This window comes from Sphaerisporangium viridialbum, from assembly GCF_049674955.1.
GTDB lineage: Bacteria > Actinomycetota > Actinomycetes > Streptosporangiales > Streptosporangiaceae > Sphaerisporangium > Sphaerisporangium viridialbum.
In genome coordinates this window covers 1,887,721-1,907,676 of record NZ_CP187232.1, presented here as the reverse complement: position 1 = coordinate 1,907,676, position 19,956 = coordinate 1,887,721, and the positions used below count along the sequence as shown (strand labels likewise).

At 70.1% G+C, this 19,956-nt stretch carries 15 protein-coding genes; 8 read left to right on the top strand and 7 right to left on the bottom strand.

All coding sequences use genetic code 11. The features are described from left to right. Nucleotides 1-15: 15 nt before the first annotated feature. The 3 genes from ACOZ38_RS08510 to ACOZ38_RS08500 form a co-directional block, all read right to left on the bottom strand. Nucleotides 16-1,302 carry a homoserine dehydrogenase gene (locus ACOZ38_RS08510; RefSeq protein WP_424536970.1) on the bottom strand — a complete coding sequence of 429 codons (1,287 nt, stop codon included), beginning with the start codon at nt 1,300-1,302 and terminating at the stop codon, nt 16-18. 101 nt (nt 1,303-1,403) lie between these two features. After that, nucleotides 1,404-2,786 (bottom strand): diaminopimelate decarboxylase, encoded by a 1,383-nt coding sequence (gene lysA / locus ACOZ38_RS08505; RefSeq protein ID WP_424529552.1) that lies wholly within the window; start codon nt 2,784-2,786, stop codon nt 1,404-1,406. A 127-nt stretch (nt 2,787-2,913) separates the two neighbouring features. Then, complete coding sequence (locus tag ACOZ38_RS08500; protein WP_424529551.1) at nt 2,914-3,675, bottom strand: DALR anticodon-binding domain-containing protein; 762 nt, start codon at nt 3,673-3,675, stop codon at nt 2,914-2,916. A gap of 207 nt (nt 3,676-3,882) precedes the next feature. Here ACOZ38_RS08500 and ACOZ38_RS08495 point away from each other — a divergent pair, with 207 nt between their 5' ends. Together ACOZ38_RS08495 and ACOZ38_RS08490 are read left to right on the top strand one after the other, a co-directional pair. Then, nucleotides 3,883-4,677, top strand: a complete 795-nt coding sequence (locus tag ACOZ38_RS08495; RefSeq protein ID WP_424529550.1) for a F0F1 ATP synthase subunit A — start codon at nt 3,883-3,885, stop codon at nt 4,675-4,677. A 72-nt stretch (nt 4,678-4,749) separates the two neighbouring features. Beyond that, nucleotides 4,750-5,178, top strand: a complete 429-nt coding sequence (locus ACOZ38_RS08490) for a VOC family protein (RefSeq protein ID WP_424529549.1) — start codon at nt 4,750-4,752, stop codon at nt 5,176-5,178. A gap of 35 nt (nt 5,179-5,213) precedes the next feature. On the opposite strand, the gene ACOZ38_RS08485 is transcribed toward ACOZ38_RS08490, so the two are convergent. Beyond that, entirely contained in the window at nt 5,214-7,286 is a 2,073-nt protein-coding gene (locus ACOZ38_RS08485) for a hypothetical protein (protein WP_424529548.1), read from the bottom strand. Nucleotides 7,287-7,399: 113 nt separating this feature from the next. Here ACOZ38_RS08485 and ACOZ38_RS08480 point away from each other — a divergent pair, with 113 nt between their 5' ends. Together ACOZ38_RS08480 and treS are read left to right on the top strand one after the other, a co-directional pair. Further along, a complete protein-coding gene (locus tag ACOZ38_RS08480) occupies nt 7,400-9,064 on the top strand; it encodes an asparagine synthase-related protein (RefSeq protein WP_424529547.1) in 1,665 nt (554 codons plus the stop codon). Between the two features lie 306 nt (nt 9,065-9,370). After that, complete coding sequence (gene treS / locus ACOZ38_RS08475; protein ID WP_424529546.1) at nt 9,371-11,059, top strand: maltose alpha-D-glucosyltransferase; 1,689 nt, start codon at nt 9,371-9,373, stop codon at nt 11,057-11,059. 22 nt (nt 11,060-11,081) lie between these two features. Here treS and ACOZ38_RS08470 read toward each other — a convergent pair whose 3' ends face one another. The 3 genes from ACOZ38_RS08470 to ACOZ38_RS08460 form a co-directional block, all read right to left on the bottom strand. Beyond that, nucleotides 11,082-13,358 carry an ABC transporter permease gene (locus ACOZ38_RS08470; RefSeq protein WP_424529545.1) on the bottom strand — a complete coding sequence of 759 codons (2,277 nt, stop codon included), beginning with the start codon at nt 13,356-13,358 and terminating at the stop codon, nt 11,082-11,084. A 50-nt stretch (nt 13,359-13,408) separates the two neighbouring features. Continuing rightward, nucleotides 13,409-14,155, bottom strand: a complete 747-nt coding sequence (locus ACOZ38_RS08465) for an ABC transporter ATP-binding protein (RefSeq protein WP_424529544.1) — start codon at nt 14,153-14,155, stop codon at nt 13,409-13,411. Between the two features lie 82 nt (nt 14,156-14,237). Beyond that, nucleotides 14,238-14,744 (bottom strand): PadR family transcriptional regulator, encoded by a 507-nt coding sequence (locus ACOZ38_RS08460; protein WP_424529543.1) that lies wholly within the window; start codon nt 14,742-14,744, stop codon nt 14,238-14,240. A gap of 131 nt (nt 14,745-14,875) precedes the next feature. Here ACOZ38_RS08460 and ACOZ38_RS08455 point away from each other — a divergent pair, with 131 nt between their 5' ends. From ACOZ38_RS08455 to ACOZ38_RS08440, 4 genes are all read left to right on the top strand, one after another. Beyond that, nucleotides 14,876-16,135, top strand: a complete 1,260-nt coding sequence (locus ACOZ38_RS08455; RefSeq protein ID WP_424529542.1) for an ABC transporter substrate-binding protein — start codon at nt 14,876-14,878, stop codon at nt 16,133-16,135. An 89-nt stretch (nt 16,136-16,224) separates the two neighbouring features. Further along, nucleotides 16,225-17,541 (top strand): ABC transporter substrate-binding protein, encoded by a 1,317-nt coding sequence (locus tag ACOZ38_RS08450; protein WP_424529541.1) that lies wholly within the window; start codon nt 16,225-16,227, stop codon nt 17,539-17,541. An 11-nt stretch (nt 17,542-17,552) separates the two neighbouring features. After that, on the top strand, nt 17,553-19,049 hold the full coding sequence (locus ACOZ38_RS08445) for a carbohydrate ABC transporter permease (RefSeq protein ID WP_424529540.1): 1,497 nt from the start codon (nt 17,553-17,555) through the stop codon (nt 19,047-19,049). Further along, nucleotides 19,046-19,948: a carbohydrate ABC transporter permease gene (locus ACOZ38_RS08440; RefSeq protein WP_405145185.1), complete on the top strand. Its 903-nt coding sequence runs from the start codon at nt 19,046-19,048 to the stop codon at nt 19,946-19,948. Before ACOZ38_RS08445 ends, ACOZ38_RS08440 begins: the two co-directional genes overlap by 4 nt. Nucleotides 19,949-19,956 lie beyond the last annotated feature (8 nt).

Genomic DNA, 19,956 nt, shown 5'->3' with positions numbered 1-19,956 from the left:
GAGCCCGGAGCAGGGTCAGCGCGTGTCGTCGCCCTCGACGCGCATCACGCTGGTCACGCCTCTGACGATGTCGAGCTCGCGGAGGTCATCTATTGTCGCGGACAGCGCGGCGTCGTGGGCCCTGTGGGTGACGAGCACGAGCTGGGCGTCGTCGCCGTGGCCCTCCTGGCGCACGGTCTGGATCGACACGTCGTGCTTGGCGAAGATGTCGGCGACCGTGGCCAGCACGCCCGGCTTGTCGGCGACGTCCAGGGACACGTGGTAGCGCGTGATCGTCTCGCCCATCGGATGCACGGGCAGGTCGGCGTAGGTGGACTCCTGGGGCCCGTGGGTGCCCGCGATGCGGTTGCGCGCCACGGCCACCAGGTCGCCCAGCACCGCCGAAGCGGTGGGGGCCCCGCCGGCGCCCTTGCCGTAGAACATCAGCTGCCCGGCGGACTCGGCCTCGACGAACACCGCGTTGTACGCCTCGCGGACCCCGGCCAGCGGGTGGCTCCTCGGGATCATCGCCGGGTGGACGCGGACGCCGACCGAGCGGCCGTCGTCGGACCTGGCGCAGATGGCCAGCAGCTTGATGACGTACCCCATGGCCTTGGCGCTGGACACGTCGGTGGCGGTGATCTCGGTGATGCCCTCGCGGTGCACGTCGGCGGCCGTCACCCGGCTGTGGAAGGCCAGCCCCGCGAGGATCGCCGCCTTGGCGGCGGCGTCGAAGCCCTCGACGTCGGCCGTCGGGTCGGCCTCGGCGTACCCGAGGGACTGGGCCTCGTCCAGCGCGTCGGTGAACGAGGCGCCCGAGGTGTCCATCTTGTCGAGGATGTAGTTGGTGGTGCCGTTGACGATGCCGAGCACGCGGTGGACGCGGTCGCCCGCCAGGGACTCGCGCAGCGGCCGGAGCAGCGGGATCGCCCCGGCCACGCTGGCCTCGAAGTACAGGTCGACGCCGTTCTCCTTGGCGGAGCCGTGAACCGTGGCGCCGTCCTCGGCGAGCAGGGCCTTGTTGGCGGTGACGATCGACTTGCCCGTGGACATGGCGGCCAGGATGAGCGACCTGGCCGGCTCGATGCCGCCGATCACCTCCACCACGATGTCGACGTCGTCCCTGGTCACCAGGGCCTCGGCGTCGGTGGTCAGCAGAGCGGGGTCCACGTCGCTGTCACGCTTGCGGCCGAGGCGCCTGACCGCCACCCCGGCGAGCTCCAGCGGGGCGCCGATGCGGGCGGCGAGGTCATCGGCCTGCTCGTGCAGGAGCCGCACGACCTGCGAGCCGACGACTCCGCAGCCGAGCAGCGCGACCTTCAGCGGCTTGCCGGCCCCGCCGGGCTTCTCATGCCTTCCGCGCCTGTCGGAGGCCGGCTCGGGGGACTCCTGAGTGCCCTGAGGCCCTTCGGGTTCGACGGGTTTCACGCTTGCCCCCTCAACAGGTCGTCCTCGGTCTCCCTGCGCACGATCACGCGCGGCACGCCGTCCCTCACCGCGACCACCGCGGGCCTCGGGAGGTAGTTGTAGTTGTGCGCCAGCGACCGGCAGTAGGCCCCCGTGGCCGGGACGGCGAGCAGGTCGCCCGCCGCGATGTCCCTCGGCAGCCACACGTCGCGGACCACGATGTCACCGCTCTCGCAGTGCTTTCCGACCACCCGGGACAGCACGGGATGGGCGTCGCTGGTGCGGGACGCCAGCACGCAGGTGTAGTCGGCCCCGTACAGCGCGGTGCGGAGGTTGTCGCTCATGCCGCCGTCGACGCTGACGTACGACCGGAGGCCTTCGACGTCCTTGACCGTGCCGACCTCGTAGAGGGTCACGCCGCCGGGGCCGGCGATGGCCCGCCCGGGCTCGACCGTGAGCCGGGGCACGGGAAGACCGGCGTCCTCGCAGACCCTGGAGACGATCTCGCGGAGGCTGTCGGCGATCACCTTGATGTCGGGCGCGTCGTCGCCCTCGACGTAGGCGATGCCGTAGCCGCCGCCGAGGTCGAGCTCGGGCAGGAAGACGCCGTGCTCCCGCTTGATCTGCGTCAGCAGCACCGCGAGGCGCCGGGCGGCGACCTCGAAGCCCGCCGTGTCGAAGATCTGGGACCCGATGTGGGAGTGCAGGCCGACCAGCTCCAGCTGGGGCAGGGCCAGGATGCGGCGCACGGCCTCGGCCGCCGCGCCGCTGTTGAGCGAGAGGCCGAACTTCTGGTCGTCATGGGCCGTCGCGATGAACTCGTGCGTGTGCGCCTCGACGCCGGTGGTGACCCGGATCTGGATCTTGGGCCGCACGCCCAGCTCTTCCGCGAGGTAGCCGACGCGGGCGATCTCGTCGAAGGAGTCGACGACGATGTGGCCGACCCCTGCCCGCAGCGCCCTTTCGAGCTCGGCGTACGACTTGTTGTTGCCGTGCAGGGCGATGCGCTCGGGCGGGAAGCCGACGCTCAGCGCGACGGCGAGCTCGCCGCCGCTGCAGACGTCGAGCCCGAGGCCCTCCTGGTCGACCCAGCGGGCGACCTCCTTGCACAGGAACGCCTTGCCCGCGTAATAGACGTCGTCACCCTGGAAGGCGGCCTTGTAGTCGCGGCAGCGGGAACGGAAGTCGTCCTCGTCGACCACGTACAGAGGGGTGCCGTACTCTCGGGCGAGATCGCGGACGTCCACGCCGGCGATCGTGATCGCGCCGTCCACACGGCCGGACATCCGCGGCCAGATGGTGGGGACGAGCGTGTTGAGGTCGGCGGGGGCCTGCGGAGGACGCTCCTCGGGCAGCACCTCCGCGTGCCGGTCACCGGCGGGATGGGCGAATCGACTCACCCGCATGAGGCTATCCGACCCCGTGATCCCACCGCGCCCGATGCTCAACCAGCGAGACAACGAGGTGGAAGATCTCCAGAACGGCAGGCCGCCAGGCGTACCACTTCCGGCTTTCTGCCCGTTTTTGTCATATTTTCTCGGGAGGGGTCTCCCCCAGTTCTGTCAACCCCTCCCCCAGGACCTTCCGGACCGCTCGCGCCAACCAGACGCGGGCCGCATGAGCGCCGGTCGGCGCCTCGTCGCCCTTCGGGATCGCCGGGACGTGCTCGAACGCGTCGTGGTAGGCCCCGGCCAGCCGCTCCAGATACGCCACCCGGCCCGCGTCCTGCCCCTCCCGCCTGCTCGGCGCCTCGGCCAGCACCCTCAGCACCGCCCGGTCGCGGGGATCGCCGAGCAACTCGGGCCGGAAGATCTGGACGTCCATGCCGAGGTCGCGGCACCACCGCTCGACGGCTCCCGCCCGCACGTAGGCGTACCTCACGGCGAATCCGGGGTTGCCCCACGTGCGCGGCGCGTCCGGCCACGGCGCCTCCGCCCGGTCACGAAGCGCCGGCGCAGTCTCGGCGGGCACGGCGGGCTCAGCGGACACGGCGGGCTCGGCGGGCTCGGCGGGCTCGGCCAGGATCTCGCGGACGATCTCGCCCGGCTCGGCCACCTCGATCACCAGGAAGCCGTTCGGCCGCACGTGGACCGCCCGCACTCCCGGCTCGGCGCGAAGCCGTACCGCCAGCTCCTCGGCGACCTCGCGCGCCGGCGCGCCCGCCCGCCTCAGCGCCGCCGTCGAGACGTACGCCGCTTCCCGCTCCCACGACCCCCGCGGGACGGGAGACGAGCCGAGGATGGCGCGCAGCCTCTCCACGTTCACCCCCTCGGCGTGCCTGACGACCACAGGGCCCACGCTACGGTGCTTCCTCCGGCGGCGAGGTGACCGATCATCGAGCGGTACCGGCTGGATCGGGCATGACGTACCGGTAGCCGCACCGGATACGGCTTTCCCGGATTGCATTGTCATTGACGGACGAAACCCACAATAAAGGCTATCCAATATATGTCGTTAGGATGATTTTCCAGCGTAGATAACCCAGAAGGGACCGCCGTGCGGACGACGATCCTGATCACCTCTCCTGGCACATTCGAAGCCCCAGGACTCGAACTCCTCCACTTCTCCCCGATCTTCCCCGGCGGGCCGGAATGGCTCACCAAGCCGGTACTGATCGCCATGCTCAGCTCGGTCGTCATCATCGCCGTGTGCTGGGCCGCGTTCGCCAAACCGAAGATCGTGCCGCGAGGCTGGCAGAGCATCGGCGAGTACGCCTACATGTTCGTGCGCGAACAGGTGGCCAAGCCCAACCTCGGCAAGGACGCCGACCGGTGGATGGGTCTCCTGCTCACCGTTTTCCTGACCGTACTGGTCTGGAACCTTATGGGCGTCATTCCCCTCATCCAATTCCCCGTGGCCGCGCACATCGCCTTCCCCCTCGTGCTGGCGATCAACGTGTACGGCATCAAGCTCTACATGGGCGTCAAGCACCACGGCGTGCGCGGCTACCTGAAAGGAATCGTGTACCTACCCGGCCTACCGGGCTGGGCGTACGGGCTCTACGCCCCGCTGATCCTCGCCGAGACCTTCATCAACTCGCTGTTCACGCATTTCATCCGGGTGTTCGCAAACATGTTCGCCGGTCACATGATTTTGGCCTTCTTCAGCTCGGTCGGCTTCTGGTTCCTGTTCGAGAACCTCAGCCCGCTCGGTGCGGGCGTCGGCGTGCTCGGCGTGCTGATGACGATCCTGATGACCGCGTTCGAGATGTTCATCCAGTTCCTGCAGGCATACCTCTTCGCTCTGCTCGCCGCGATGTTCATCGCCAGCGGCCTCCACGGCTCACACTGACAACGCGCCGAAGTCCTGACCGGCGCGCTCGGGAGGCGAGGTTCTGTCGGAGGGACTCGGCATACTGCCGCCATGGAACCTCGTGTCTCGTTGATCACCCTGGGCGTGACCGATCTAGCTCGCTCGTACCGGTTCTACAAGGACGGGCTCGGGTTACCGACGTCGCGCACCCCGGAGGACGGCATCGTGTTCTTCCAGACCTCAGGGGTCACGCTCGCGCTCTTCCCGTACGACCAGCTCGCCGAGGACGTCGGACCTGGCTGGGACATGCCGCGCTCAAGATTCACCGGGATCACGCTGGCGCACAACGTCCGCGAGAAGCACCAGGTCGACGAGGTGCTCGCGCTGGCGGCAGCCGCGGGGGCGGAGATCGTCAAACCGGCCGCGGACACCTCCTGGGGCGGATACTCCGGATACTTCTCGGACCCGGACGGGTACCTGTGGGAGGTCGCCCACGGCGCCTTCGACTTCAACGCAGACGGTTCACTACGCGTGACCTGACAACTCCAGCAGGTCAAATGCACCGGAGGTGGGGGTCAGATCATGGCGAGGGGTTCGGCGGGGGTGTAGCCGTGCAGGTGGGAGGAGGACAGGAGGCGAGCCTCGGTGGAGGGGCGGCGGCAGACGTAGGAGTAGCGGTCGGCCGAGTAGACGCGGATGCCGTCGGTGCGGCACTGGCGCATCAGCACGTCGTCCCACTCCTCCGACACGTCGGCGATGCCCAGGTCGACCAGGGTCTGGCGGCGGCCGAGCAGCGTTCCGCCCCCGAGCTCGGGCAGGAAGCGCTGCTCTGCGCCGGGCTGGCGCAGCAGTGTCGCCCCGGTGCCCTGGATGTGCGCGTAGAACGAGGCCTTGCCGAGGATCTCGGCCTCCACGGCCGAGAAGTACCGCACCAGGTCGGCCAGGTAGTGCTCGCCGTACAGGTCGCGGGGGTCCAGGACGGCGACCAGATCTCCGTCGGCCAGCCGGAGCGCCCGGTCGAGCGCGGCGCCCCGGGTCACCGGCGCGCCGGCCTCGCGTACGACCACGTCGCCCCCGTGCACCGCTCGCGCGGCCTTCTCGACGACGGCGGCGTCCAGCCCCTCGGCGACGATCACGAGCTGGCCGGGAGCGTGGGCCTGCCCGCGGAGCTGGGCGAGCAGGTGGTCGAGTTCCATGGCACTCGTGACCGCCGTGACGGCCGTGATCGTGGCGGAGTTCCGCACCGAGGGCAGGCCCGCGACGTCGAGCAGCGGGTCGAGCAGCGGGGTGACCGGCATCGTGGCGCGCCAGGCCACGTGGGCTTCCGACGCGCATTGGAGGTCGGCCGCCAGGTACTCGCCGATCGAGTCCACGGCCCGCCGCAGCGAGGCCTCGTCTCCGGCGACGGGGGCGGCGAGCTGCATGATCGGGGTGCCGCAGGCGTACAGCTCCTCCACGGTGCGCGCGTCGGCGTCCGGTCCGGCGAGCACCATCGAGACCGAGCGATAGGCGGTCAGCAGGTCGTCGTAGGTGGCCTTGTCGGTGATCAGCGGCCGCCATCCGGCGCCGGGCGGCGGGTCGCCCTGGACGGCCGTCCCGAGCAGTCCTACACCGGCCCGTCCGTCGGCAATGGCCCCGTTGGCGATGACCCCGCCCCCTGGGCCGGCACCGTTCCCGGGCTCTGTTCCGGGGGCGGTGGGTACGGGGCCCGCGGGGATGAGGTTGTGGACGCGGGGCTGGACGGCGTGTGGGAGGACTCCGATGCGGTCGTGGCGCAGCGCGGCCCGCCACTCGCGCGCCCTGGCCTCCGAGGTCGCCAGCACGTGATCGAAGAGCGAGGCCATGGGCACGCTGGTGGAGATCGGGCCGCCGGAGTGCCAGAACATCGTCCGGATGCCCCTGCGGGCGCACTCCTCGACCAGGTCGCGCAGGCCGCGGGACCGTCCGGCGAGCTCCTCCAGCCACCGCCCGCCGTTGCCCTGCCGGGGTCCGGGCCGTACGGACTCCACGAACAGCAGGTGGGGACGGTGCTCGTCCAGCATCGCCCGCCAGTTGTCGGGGCCGAAGTTGGTGACCTGGCGCCATTCGTAGCGGAACAGGGCCTCGGACTGCCGGTCGACGATGGCGGCCACGGTGAGGTACGGCCGCGCCAGGGGCCCCTTGGGGACCACGAAGCCCTCGGCCATGGCCGTGGACGCCGCCGGTCCCGCCGTCTCGGGGACGACGGGCGCCACGGGCGGGACCTCGGCGGCCGGGGGCACCGGCGAGAAGTCCGAGCGCTTCGGCGCCGAGCGCTTGCTGATCGGGGTGCGGAGGGTGCGGGCGACCTCGCCGGGGTTCTTGGTGTGGATGGCGTCGCCCAGCTTGGACCACCGGCTGGCCTGCACGGACTCCAGCCGCCACTGGGCGACCTCGGTCTGGTAGCGCTGCTCGGCGAGGTTCTTCGCGAGCTGCGCCGCCTGCCTCTCTGCGGCCTTCAGTCGGGCCTCCGCCTCCCGCATGCGGGTGACGGCCTCCGCCTCCGACACGGCCGCCCTCGCGAGCCGTTCCTGGTAGTCGGCCAGCAGGCGGGTGAGCTCGGCGGCGCCTGAAGCCGCCGCCACGGCCGCTTCGAGAGCCGACCGGGTGCTCTCCAACTCTTCACTCATGCCATCACCGTGTCCCCAGACGTCGAGCAAGAATAATCGCAGATCTGGGTCGACCATCTCGAACCACGACAAGTCCGTACACTCGGCAGGTATTCGCCGAGGGGGGAGATCCAGTGCGCAAGGGGATGTGGCCGGAGTACGCGGCGCGGCCGTACGTCTGCGGCGCGATCGGGGCCTACGACCCGGCCAGACTGGAACTGCTCCGCGACGCGGGCCCCCCGGTGCGAGAGGTCCACCGGGCGCAGGACGCGGCGCTGCTGAGCTCCTCGCCCCTGTCCTCGTACGGCGAGGACGCCGGTCGCTTCGCCTGGGCGGAGCGGGGGCCGGCGGGGGCGATGTCCTGGTGGGCGGCGGGCGAGACCTGGGAGACCCCCGGGCTGATCGACGAGCCGGACGCCGTCACCCTGCACACGGGCGCGTTCGGGCTGATCGACGTCTACTACCTGGCGGACGGCGACGCGATCTACTTCGCGGGCGGCATCGAGCCGCTGCTGGCGCTCGCGCGCCGGCCGTACGAGGTCAACTGGGACGCCTGGGCCGCCATACTCAAGCTGACCTACCCGCTGCTGGAGGACACGCCCTACCGGGAGGTCAGGCGGCTGCCCGGCTCGACCGCCCTCGTCTGGTCACGCCCGGCCCGCAGGATCACCGTCGAGAAGCGCACCCCCCGCTGGGTGCGTGAGGAGCCGTTCGACCGGGGTGTCACGGCCGGTGACATCGTCGCGCTGCTGCACGAGGCGCTCAAGCCCTTCGACGACCGGCCGCTGCTGGTGCCGGTGAGCGGCGGGTACGACTCGCGGCTGCTGGCCTCGGTGGCGACGGCCCGCAAGATGGACGTCGAGTCGTGGACGACCAGCCCGGACGACGGCCTGGACAACGACATCGACTTCGCCCGGTACGTCACCCGCGAGCTGGGCATCTCCCACCGGATCGTCCCGCAGGACCCGGCGGCGTACCCCGACGAGGCGCGGTGGGCGGCACGCAGGCTGGAGTACCTGACCAGCCACCACGCGTGGTACTCCCCCTTCGCCCGCGAGGTCCACAAGGCGGGACGGGCGGTCGTGGACGGCCTGGCGGGCGGGCCGCTGATGAAGAACTTCCTGATCACCGCGGACGCGGTGGACGCGGGATCCTCCGCCGACCGGCAGGCGGCCCTGCTCGCCGCCCTCGCGACCGGGGAGCCGCACCTGCCGATGCTGTCCGCGCCCGCGCTCGCGTTCGTGGACGACCGGGTCGGCGCGGCCTTCTCCCAGGCGACCTCGATGCTGCGCGGCCACAGGTCGGAGCTCCCGCTGAGCGTGCTGCACACCCGTACGGCCAGGGGCATCGCCCGCTCCCCGGTGAACCTCGTCGGCCCGGAGGCCACGCCGGTCTTCCCGTTCCTGTATCCGGACTTCTTCGACGCCACGCTGTCGGTGCCCGTGGACCGCAAGGAGGGCGGGAAGTTCTACCGCGAGATCCTCCGGGCCGCGAACCCGCGCGTGGCCGCCCTCCCGTCCACCAACGGCGCGCTGCCGCACCGCCGCGTGCCGCTCCGCTCGAACGGCCCGGCCGCGCGCGAGTGGAACCACCGGATGCTGCTGAAGGCGGCGACGGTCCGTGGCCTGATGTCGGAGCAGATGCTCGACGTGATCGCCGGAGGGCCGGACGCGCTGACCGCCTTCGGCTCGTGGAACTCCCGTTTCTGGCTGCGCGGGCTCGTGCTTTTCGGCTCCTGGCTGACCGACTACGAGGACGTGCTCGGCGACCTCACGCCACCGTGGTCCGGCACCTCGTGAACCGCTTCACAATCCGTCCGCGAACCACCCTCCGACCTGCGGAGACACGGAGGGTGCGCGGGGCGTTACGTGGGTGGTCTCGGGAGTGTGACCGATTACGCGGTTGGCACGCTGGGCCGCCCTGGCTGATCGTCTTCGGATGACCCTTATGGCCTGCTAGTCTTCCGCGAAACAGCGCCGAAACACGCTGCGCACCGAGCCACCCCTTCGGTGCCGGCGTCGGGCGGGAGCCGCAGGGATGACGGCTCCGACGGCGCGAGCCCCCTTGTGTTGCACCGCCCTACTCTCTTGATGCGAGCCATATCTATGAGCGCTTCACCATGCCCGGACTCAGTTTCCGAAGACTTCATCTCCTCCGACCCCCGGTGGTACAAGAGAGCCGTCTTCTACGAAGTGCTGGTGCGCGGCTTCCGTGACTCCAACGGCGACGGAACCGGCGACCTGCGAGGTTTGATCGAGAAGCTCGACTACCTGCAGTGGCTCGGCGTGGACTGCCTGTGGCTGCTCCCGCTGTACGAGTCGCCGCTGCGCGACGGCGGTTACGACATCGCCGACTACATGAAGATCCTCCAGGAGTTCGGCGATCTCGGGGACTTCGTGCAGCTGATCGAGCAGGCACACCAGCGGGGCATCCGCATCATCACCGACCTTGTGATGAATCACACAAGCGACCGGCACCCGTGGTTCCAGGCCTCCCGGCACGACCCCACCGGGCCGTACGGGGACTTCTACGTGTGGTCGGACGACCCGACGCGATACCCGGACGCGCCCATCATCTTCGTCGGCGCCGAAGAGTCCAACTGGACCTACGACCCGGTGCGCGGCCAGTACTACTGGCACAGGTTCTTCCACCACCAGCCCGACCTGAACTACGAGAACCCGGCCGTTCAGGACGCCATGCTTGAGGTTTTGAGGTTCTGGCTCGACCTGGGCATCGACGGCTTCCGCCTGGACGCCGTGCCGTACCTCTTCGAGCGCGAGGGCACCGCCTGCTCCGGCCTGCCGGAGACCCACGCCTACCTCAAGCGGGTCAGGGCCGAGGTCGACCGCCTGTACCCCGACCGGGTGCTGCTCGCCGAGGCCAACGGCTGGCCCGAGGACGTCGTGGAGTACTTCGGCGACGCCACCACGGGCGGCGACGAGTGCCACATGGCGTTCCACTTCCCGCTCATGCCGCGCATCTTCATGGCGGTGCGCCGGCAGTCGCGGGAGCCGATCTCGGAGATCATGTCCCGCACCCCCAAGCTCCCCGAGAGCGCCCAGTGGGGCATCTTCCTTCGCAACCACGACGAGCTGACGCTCGAGACGGTCACCGAGGAAGAGCGCGACTACATGCACGCGGAGTACGCCAAGGACCCGCGCATGCGGGCCTACCTCGGCATCCGGCGCAGGCTCGCCCCGCTGCTGGAGAACGACCGCGACCAGATCGAGCTGTTCACCGCGCTGCTGCTGTCCATGCCGGGCTCCCCGATCATGTACTACGGCGACGAGATCGGCATGGGCGACAACATCTGGCTGGAGGACCGCGACTCGGTGCGCACGCCGATGCAGTGGAGCCCCGACCGCAACGCCGGCTTCTCCAGCGGCGACCCCGGCCGTCTCTACCTGCCGGCCATCATGGACCCGATCTACGGCTACCAGGCCGTCAACGTCGAGGCCCAGATGAAGAGCGGCTCGTCGCTGCTGCACTTCACCAAGAAGATGCTGGAGGTGCGGAGGCAGCACCCGGTGTTCGGCACAGGCGCCTACACCGAGCTGTGGTCGCCGAACTACAGCGTGCTGGCGTTCGTCAGGGAAGAGGGCGGCGACCGCATGCTGTGCGTCAACAACCTCTCCAAGCACCCCCAGCCGGTGGAGCTTGACCTGCGGCGGTTCGCGGGCATGACCCCGGTGGAGTGCCGGGGCGACGTGGCCTTCCCCGTGATCGGCGAGCTTCCCTACCTGCTCACCCTGCCGGGGCACGGCTTCTACTGGTTCTCGCTCACCGAGCGCTGAGGCACCCGCGTCCCGGTGACCCTCAGCGGGGGGTCACCGGGACGCGCGCTCTGGCGGCCCTGCGGGCGGGGATCAGCGCGACCAGCAGAGCCGCGCCGACGACCGTCACGACCGCGATGAGCAGGGTCAGGGGGGCGGGCGAGCGGCCGATGCCCGCGCCGATGCCGCTGGAGGCTCCCTGAAGGTCGATCAGTCCCGACGACACCAGAGCCCCCGCCACCGCGCCCGCGCCGACGCCGAGCACCGCGAGTAGCCCCGTGCCGGTCACCAGGGTGGCCATGACCTGGCGCGGGGTGAGCCCCATGGCCTTGAGCACGGCGAGGTCGAGCGCGTGGTCGCGCAGCCCCAGCGCGCTCGCGGTGAGCAGGTTGGCCAGTCCCAGCAGGGCCAGCACCACGACCAGCGCGACGATGATCGGCCTGATGACCGAGAGCCGGTCCGCCGGGTTCACCACCTGGGACACCTCCAGCGACTGCGCCTGGAGCCGCGACCGCACCACCGCCGGGTCGGCTCCCTGGCGCAGCGCGAGGCCGTAGAACTGCGGCGGGAGGGCGTCCTTCGGGGCGAGGCTGTCCAGCGCCACAGAGAGCACCTCGCCGTCCTGCTCGGGCTCCAGGACGCGCCCGACGATGCGGACGATCAGCGGCGTGCCGCCGATCGTGAGCCGGGTGCGGTCGCCGATGCGCACGTTCAGCAGGTCGAGCAGGCCCTGGCCCGCCACGGCCTCGCCGCGGTCGCGGTACGGGCGCCCCTCGACGACCGAGAAGGGATAGGGGTCGGTGATGGTGCCGATCGCCCTGGTGCGCACGGTGCGGGTCTGCCCGGGGACCAGCGCGTCCACCTCCGCCCCGGGGTAGGAGGCCACCACGTCGGCGTCGGCGAGCGCCAGCCGGTTGGCCTCCTCGGAGGTGAGGCGCCCCTGGCGTACGGTCAGCGCGGCGGCCTGGCCGACCTGCTCAGGATGGCTCCTGAAGGCGTCCAGCGAGGCCCAGCAGCCCAGGCCGATGGTGATCATCATCATCGGGATCGCGAGGCCGAACGACGTCAGCAGGGCCGGGAGCCTGCGCGTGAAGGCGTCCCTGGCCCCGAGCACGAGCGCGGGCGGCAGCCGTACGAGAAGGGCCAGGCGGGCCATGCGCGACAGGTGGCCCCGGGGCGGCGCGGCCGGGGCCGCGGGGATCGGCGGCGTGCGGCCGCCGCGCCACGCGGGCAGCCAGACGGCGACCAGGACCACCAGGGCGGTGCCGAGGGCGATGGCCAGCAGCGGCGCCGAGGAGAGCGGGACCACGACGGTCTCCGCCAGCGCGTACACCGTGATCAGCCGCCCGCAGACCACCCCGAGCGCGATGCCGGCGAGGCCGAGGGTGCCGTGCTCGGCGAGCAGCATGCGGACGACCTGGCGCCGGGTGAAGCCCAGGGACTTCAGCGTGGCGATGTCACGCTGCTGAGTGAGCACCCGGCCGCCGGTCGCGTTGGCGATGGCGAGGGCCGCGGCCACGAGTCCGGCGACGCCGAAGAGCGCGAGCAGCACCCCGAGCAGCCGGTTGTCCAGGGCCATGGAGGCCTGGACCTCGCGCCAGGTGGACACCCGCTGCACCTGGCCCGCGAGCTTGGTGATCGTGCGCTGGACGATCAGTGAGGTGGCCTCGGGGTCGGCCAGCCGCAGCCCGGTCACCGACTCGCTGCGGCCGAGCGCGGGCTCGACCTGGTCGAGGGTGCCGGCGAGCGTCCAGGCGAGGCCGGGGGTCCACTCGGGGTAGAAGCCCTGGTCGCCGCTCTCGGCGAGCCCGACCACCGTGAGCGCGTGCGTAGCGCCGTTGAGGCCGATGACCGAGAACGATCCGCCGGGGCGCAGGCCCGTGGCCTGGGCGAACGACCGCTCCACGACCACGCCCTCCGGCTCGCCCGGGTCGAGCCAGCGGCCCTCGCGCACGAGGGGACGGCCCACGGCGGGAAGCACGGGCGCCATCTCCTGCAGCGCGACCGGGGTCTTCTTCCCACCCTGGGCCAGGGTCGCGGGGGCACTGCGGTACGGCCCGGCGACGTCGGTGACGCCGTCGAGGGCCCTGAGCGTCGCGGGGTCGGGCGCGTCCTTGGTGTGGATCCACACGTGGGCGCCGTTGCCCCGCTCGAACAGGCCCCGCCAGGGGTTGGTGCCGTCCTCAAGGAGGGTGGCCGCGGTGATGAGCGCGCTGACGATGCCGGTGACCGCGAGCACCGTGAGCAGCGCCTGGGCCCGTCTGGCCCGCAGGTCGGCGCGGATCCAGCGGAACTCGGCCCTGGTCGTGCTGTGGCTCATCGGGCCCCGTCCCCGTGCGCCGGCCGGCCCCTGCGGTGTCTCATCGCGCGCTATCCCCGCAGCTCGACCACGTCGCCCGCGCCGCCTTTGGGGCGGCGGCGGGTGTGGCCGACGGCTCCGTCGTCGACGATCTGGCCGTCGAGGAGGGTCACCACCCGGTCGGCCAGCCCCGCCACCCGGGCGTCGTGGGTGACCATGACGATCGTCTGGCCCTGCCTGTGCACCTCTCCGATGAGGCGGAGCACGTCGCGGGTGTTGCGGCTGTCGAGGTTGCCGGTGGGCTCGTCCGCCAGCAGCACCTGGGGGTGGTTGGCGAGCGCCCTGGCCAGCGCGACCCGCTGCTGCTCGCCGCCGGAGAGCTGCGCGGGGGCGGTGTCGGCCTTGTCGGCCAGCCCGAGCTCGCCGAGGAGGTACTCCCTGCGCTCGCGCGCGTGCTTGGGGGACGCGCCGCCCAGCAGCGCGGGAAGCTCGACATTGTCGGCGGCGGTCATGTTGTCGACCAGGTTGAAGAACTGGAAGACGAAGCCGATCTTCTGGCGGCGCAGGATCGCCCACGCGCTCTCGTTGAGGGTGTCCGCGCGCCTGCCCTCCACCCAGATCTCGCCGCTCGTGCGCGTGTCGAGGCCGCCGAGCATGTGGACGAGCGTGGACTTGCCCGAGCCGGACGGGCCCATGATGGCCACGAACTCCCCTGGCTCGACCCGCAGATCGATGCCGCGCACCGCGGGCACGGGCAGGCCGCCGGTCTGGTAGATCTTCACCAGGTTCACCGTCTGGATGGCACTCGGCGCGGTCACTGGGGTCGTTCCGTCTTCATGGCGCTCGCTCCGCTCACGCGGCGTGAGGGCGCCCTTGCCCTCACCCGCAGGTTCACTCAAGTCAGGCCAGGTCCTCCTGGCAGCGTTCGAGCCAGTCCAGGTCCGCTTGGAGATGGAGCATGGCACCTTCGATCAGCAGCTGCGCGGGGAGGTTCTCCCGGTCGGTCTGCTGGGCGAGTTCTACCAGATCGCGCATGATAGCGAGATAATGCCGGCGCTGCCGGTTGATCAGCGCCATGCGGTCGGCGATGCCGGTCAGCGGCGCCAGCACGAGCTTCATGAAGAACTCGTCCCGCACCCTCGGCCCCTCGGTGGGCGAGTCGACCCACTCGTCGAGGGCCTCACGGCCCTGTGCCGTGCAGTAGTAGACCTTCTTGTTCGGGCGGTTGGACTGCTCGACGTCGACGCTGCGGACCAGGCCGTCCTTCTCCAGCCTGCCGAGCGTGACGTAGATCTGCCCGATGTTGGGGGAGGGGTACGCGGAGCCGAAGAGCTGCTCGAGAGCCTGTTTCAGCTCATACCCGTGGGCAGGTTCCTTCGACAGGAGCGCCAGCAAATGGAGCCGCACGCCCCACCTCCCTCGGGCTTCACGTTACCTGAGTGTTACGGGCTGATCCGTTGACGTTCACATTATCGCTATGCATAACATGCATGCATCTACATAACACGCATGTAACCCAATCAACATCCGGAGGACACGTGCGACGTCTGGCCCCCCTACTGCTGGCGGCGCTGCTGCTCGGCGGCTGCGCGGGGCTCGGCGAGCGCGCGGAGGTCCAGAGCGCGGGCACGGACGGAACAGGTCCGATGACCTTCGCCACCGGGCGTGACACGACCGGCTACATGCAGCCGCTGATCGACCGATGGAACCGCGCGCACCCCAGGGAGCAGGTCACCCTCCTGGAGCTCCCCGAGGCCGCGGACGAGCAGCGCGCGCAGATGGTCGCCAACCTGCAGGCCAGGAGCGAGCGCTACGACGTGCTCGGCCTGGACGTCGTCTGGACGGCGGAGTTCGCCGACGCCGGGTGGATCGTGCCCCTCGACCGGAGCATGTTCCCGCTCGACAAGTTCCTGCAGCCGGTCGTGGACACGGCTCTCTACCAGGGCAAGCTCTACGCGGTGCCGTACACCAGCAACGCGGGGCTCCTTTACTACCGCAAGGACATCCTGGATGCCGAGCACCTCAAGCCGCCCAAGACCTGGGCCGAGCTGCGCGACCAGGCCACCCGCCTCGGCAAGAAGTACAAGCTGGACGGCTACGCCGGCCAGTTCCTCCCTTACGAGGGCCTGACCGTCAACTTCGCGGAGGCCGTGCAGTCCGCGGGCGGCCAGATCCTCAGCCCGGACGGCACCAGGGTCACCCTCGACCTCGGCAGCGCGAGGACCGGGCTCGACTTCCTGGTCGACGGCGTGCGCCAGGGCTGGATCCCGCAGGACGCGCTCACCTTCAAGGAGGAGGAGTCGCGCCTGGCGTTCCAGCAGGGCGAGCTGCTGTTCGCCCGCAACTGGCCGCACGCGTACGGCCCGGCCACGCGGTCGGCCATCGCGGGCAAGTTCGCGGTGACGCGGCTGCCCGGCCTCAACGGGCCCGGGTCCAGCACGCTCGGCGGCCTGAACCTCGCCATAAGCGCGTACTCCAAGCACCAGAAGTCGGCGCTGGAGTTCATCCGCTACTTCACGGGCCTGGAGAACGAGCGAAGCGTGCTCACCGACGGCTCCTTCCCCCCTGTGTGGTCGGAGCTGTACGACGACCCGGCCCTCATCAAGAGTTATCCATATCTCCCGGTGCTCAAGCAGAGCATCATGTCTGCCCGGCCGAGACCGGTCAGCTCCAAATACGACCAGGTCAGCCTGGTTATCTCGAGTGCCGTCTCCGACGCGCTCAATCTCAGGAAACCGAGCGACGAGACCGTCGCCTCCCTGAAGCAGGAACTCAGCGAGATCATCCGCACCCAATAGGCGAGGGCGATCCCCCCGCCCATCATCCCGAATCACCTCATCCCAAAAACTCATCCTTCATTTCGGGGCCTTCAACAGGAGGTAGCACCATGCGTGTCAAGACGACTGCGGTGGCGGCCGGGCTCATGCTCGCGGCCGCCGCGTGCGGCGGTCAGTCCAGCGACACCACGCCCTCGGCGAGCGGCAGCGCTCCGGCTGCCAAGTCCCTGGCGGGGACGACGATCGAGATCGCCGCCAAGTGGACGGGCGACGAGCAGAAGAGCTTCCAGAAGGTCCTGACGGCCTTCGAGGAGAAGACCGGCGCCAAGGTCACCTACGCCTCCACGGGTGAGGACACCGGCGCCTACCTCGGCCCGCGCATCCAGGGCGGCAACCCGCCGGACGTCGCGGTCCTGCCGCAGCCCGGCCTCGTGCAGCAGTACGCCGACCAGGGCGCCCTCAAGCCCCTGTCCAGCGAGGTCCAGGCGCAGATCGACCAGAACTACACCCCGTACTGGAAGGGCCTCGGCTCGGCCAGCGGCCAGGTGTACGGCGTGCTGGTCAAGGCCGCGCACAAGTCCCTGATCTGGTACCGCGCCCCCGCGTTCGACGACGCGGGCACCCAGCCCGCCACCACGTGGGACGAGCTGATCGGCAAGACCGCGCAGTCCCTGGCCGACTCCGGCACCGCCCCGTTCGCCCTCTGCGGCGCCTCCGGCTGGACGCTGACCGACCTGTTCGAGAACGTCTACCTGTCCACCGCGGGCCCGGAGAACTACGACAAGCTCTCCAAGCACGAGATCCCGTGGACCGACCCCTCCGTGACCACGGCGCTGGAGAAGATCGCCCAGATCTTCGGCAAGAAGGAGTTCATGCTGGGCGGCTCCTCCGGCGCCCTGCAGACCGACTTCCCGACCTGCGCCACCCAGGTCTACGGCGAGAAGAAGGCCGCCATGGTCATCGAGGCCGACTTCGTCGGCGTCACGGCCGTCCAGTCCGGCGCCAAGGTCGGCGAGGACGCCAAGATCATGCCGTTCCCGAAGGCCGGCGACACCGCCCCCGTCATCCTCGGCGGTGACGTCGCGGTGGCGATGAAGGACTCCAAGGGAGCCATGGCCCTGCTGGAGTACCTCGCCTCCGCGGAGGGCGGCTCGGTCTGGGCGAAGAACCCCGGCTACCTCTCGCCGAACCGCAACGTCTCCCCCGACAACTACCCGGACGACCTGACCAAGCAGCTCGCGCAGACGATCATCTCCGCCGGCGAGTCGGTGCGGTATGACATGTCCGACCTGGCGCCGAGTGCCTTCGGCGGCACCGACGGCAAGGGCGAGTGGAAGGACCTCCAGGACTTCCTGCGCAACCCCAAGGACATCAAGGGCACGCAGGAGAAGCTCGAGGCTGACGCCGCCAAGGCCTGGAAGAAGTAGGGGCGAAGGCCGTGACCGAACGGTTGGACGGCCCGCAGACCCCGCGTGGCGACGGCGATGCCGCCGTCGCCCGCGGGGCCTCCCCCGGACCAGACGAGACCACCGAGACGACGGGCGGCACCACCTCCGTCCAGGAAAAGCCCGCCGGCACCGCGCACCCGGCCCTTGAGGACGTCGCCACCGGCGGGCCCGCCGCGGCGAAGGTCAGCTACGGCGGCTCGGGCAACCTCGGCCCCTCCCCCAAGATCGCCGTGTTCTTCCTGCTCCCGGCGTTCATCCTGCTCGGGGCCTGGGTGGTCTACCCGATCATCTACTCGATCATCCGCAGCCTGTACGACGCGACCGGCGGCACCTTCGTCGGCCTCGGCAACTACGGGGCCATCTTCAGCGACTCTGGCACGCTGAGCACGATCAGGAACAACCTGATCTGGGTCGTCGTGGCCCCGAGCCTGGTGACGGTGCTCGGCCTGATCTTCGCGGTGCTGACCGAGCGGATCCGCTGGGCCACCGCCTTCAAGCTGATCGTGTTCATGCCCATGGCGGTGTCGCTGCTGGCCTCCGGAGTCATCTTCCGGCTGGTCTACGAGCAGGACCCCGACAAGGGCGTGGCGAACGCCATCATCACCTCGGTGCACGACGTGTTCGCGGCGAGCAGCGGCTACCCCGGCGCGCGGCCCCGCGAGAACGACCAGGCGCCGGTGGTGGCCGAGAAGGGCGCGGTCGTCAGCCGGCAGCCCGCCCAGGCCGGACAGCAGGTGCTCATCCCGCTGGTCGGCATGAAGCCGGAGGCGCTTCCCGCCGGCGCCGCCGCCGCCAAGCCCGCGTCCGCGGCCCCGGGCGAGCTCGCCGGCACGGTGTGGCTCGACTTCACCCCTGGCGGCGGCACGGTCAACCAGATGGACGGCAACGAGAAGGGCATGCCGGACGTGACCGTCGAGGCGGTCTCCGGCGGCGCGGTCAAGGCGACCACCACGACCGCCGCCGACGGGAGCTTCCACTTCGCCGGGCTGCCCTCGGGCTCCTACCAGGTGCGGCTGCCGCAGTCGAACTTCACCCAGCCGTTCTCCGGGGTCACCTGGCTCGGCCCCGCGCTCATCACCCCGGCCATCATCGGCGCGTTCATCTGGGTGTGGGCGGGGTTCGCCATGGTGCTGATCGCGGCGGGCCTGTCAGCCATCCCGCGTGACGCGCTGGAGGCGGCCCGCATCGACGGCGCGACGGAATGGCAGGTGTTCCGCCGCATCACCATCCCGCTGCTCTCCCCGGTGCTCCTCGTCGTCCTCGTCACGATGATCATCAATACGTTGAAGGTCTTCGACCTGGTCTTCGTCATCGCCCCGGGATCGGTGCAACCCAACGCCAACGTGATCGCGCTGGAGATGTGGCGCGTGTCGTTCGGCGGCGGCGGGAACCAGGGGCTGGGCAGCGCACTGGCGATCTTCCTGCTCGTGCTGGTGCTGCCGTTCATGGCCATCAACATTCGGCGGTTCCGGAGGGACCAGGCATGACGACTCTCACCGCGTCCCAGCCGGCCACGGCCGGCAGCGCGGGCGCACCACAGCGGGGAGTGCTCTCCCGGGTCGTCGACAGGCTCGGCGGCGGGCTGGTCCAGGTCGTCCTGATCGTGCTGGCCCTGTTCTGGCTGCTCCCCACGCTCGGCCTGCTGGTGGTGTCGCTGCGTGGCGACACCGACAACAACTCCAGCGGGTGGTGGACCTTCTTCACCAAGCCCGCGCAGCTCACGTTCGAGAACTACAGCAACCTGCTGGCGAGCGGGTTCACCTCGTCGTTCTGGAACACCGTGGCCATCACGGTGCCGGCGACCGTCCTGGTCATCGGCATCGCGGCCATGGCGGGGTACGCGTTCGCGTGGATGGAGTTCCCCGGGCGTGACGGGCTGTTCCTGGTGGTCATCGCGCTGCTGGTGGTGCCGATCCAGATCGCCCTGATCCCCATCGCCAAGATGTACGGATTTCTCGGGATTTTTGGGTCGATTCCCGGTGTGGTGTTGTTCCACGTGGCCTTCGGACTGCCCTTCGCCATCTTCCTGCTGCGCAACTTCTTCGTCGGCATCCCCAAGGAGCTGCTCGAAGCCGCGCGCATGGACGGGGCGGCGGAGTGGAAGATCTTCGCGACGGTGGTGTTCCCGCTGGCCAAGCCCGCGGTCGCCTCGCTCGGCATCTTCCAGTTCCTGTGGGTGTGGAACGACCTGCTCGTCGCCCTGGTCTTCGCCGACACCGGCGCCCAGCCGATGACCAAGGCGCTGCAGTCACAGATGCGCCAGTTCGGTACCAACGTGGACATCCTCGCGCCTGGCGCCTTCCTGTCGCTGATCATCCCGCTGGTGCTGTTCTTCTCCTTCCAGCGCTACTTCGTCCAGGGCCTGCTCGCCGGCTCGGTGAAGTAGACGATCTT

Coding starts and splice junctions, on each gene's coding strand:
- ACOZ38_RS08450 (WP_424529541.1), top strand. CDS start 16,225: ATGCGTGTCAAGACGACTGCGGTGGCGGCCGGGCTCATGCTCGCGGCC.
- ACOZ38_RS08470 (WP_424529545.1), bottom strand. CDS start 13,358: ATGAGCCACAGCACGACCAGGGCCGAGTTCCGCTGGATCCGCGCCGAC.
- ACOZ38_RS08490 (WP_424529549.1), top strand. CDS start 4,750: ATGGAACCTCGTGTCTCGTTGATCACCCTGGGCGTGACCGATCTAGCT.
- ACOZ38_RS08485 (WP_424529548.1), bottom strand. CDS start 7,286: ATGAGTGAAGAGTTGGAGAGCACCCGGTCGGCTCTCGAAGCGGCCGTG.
- treS (WP_424529546.1), top strand. CDS start 9,371: ATGAGCGCTTCACCATGCCCGGACTCAGTTTCCGAAGACTTCATCTCC.
- ACOZ38_RS08440 (WP_405145185.1), top strand. CDS start 19,046: ATGACGACTCTCACCGCGTCCCAGCCGGCCACGGCCGGCAGCGCGGGC.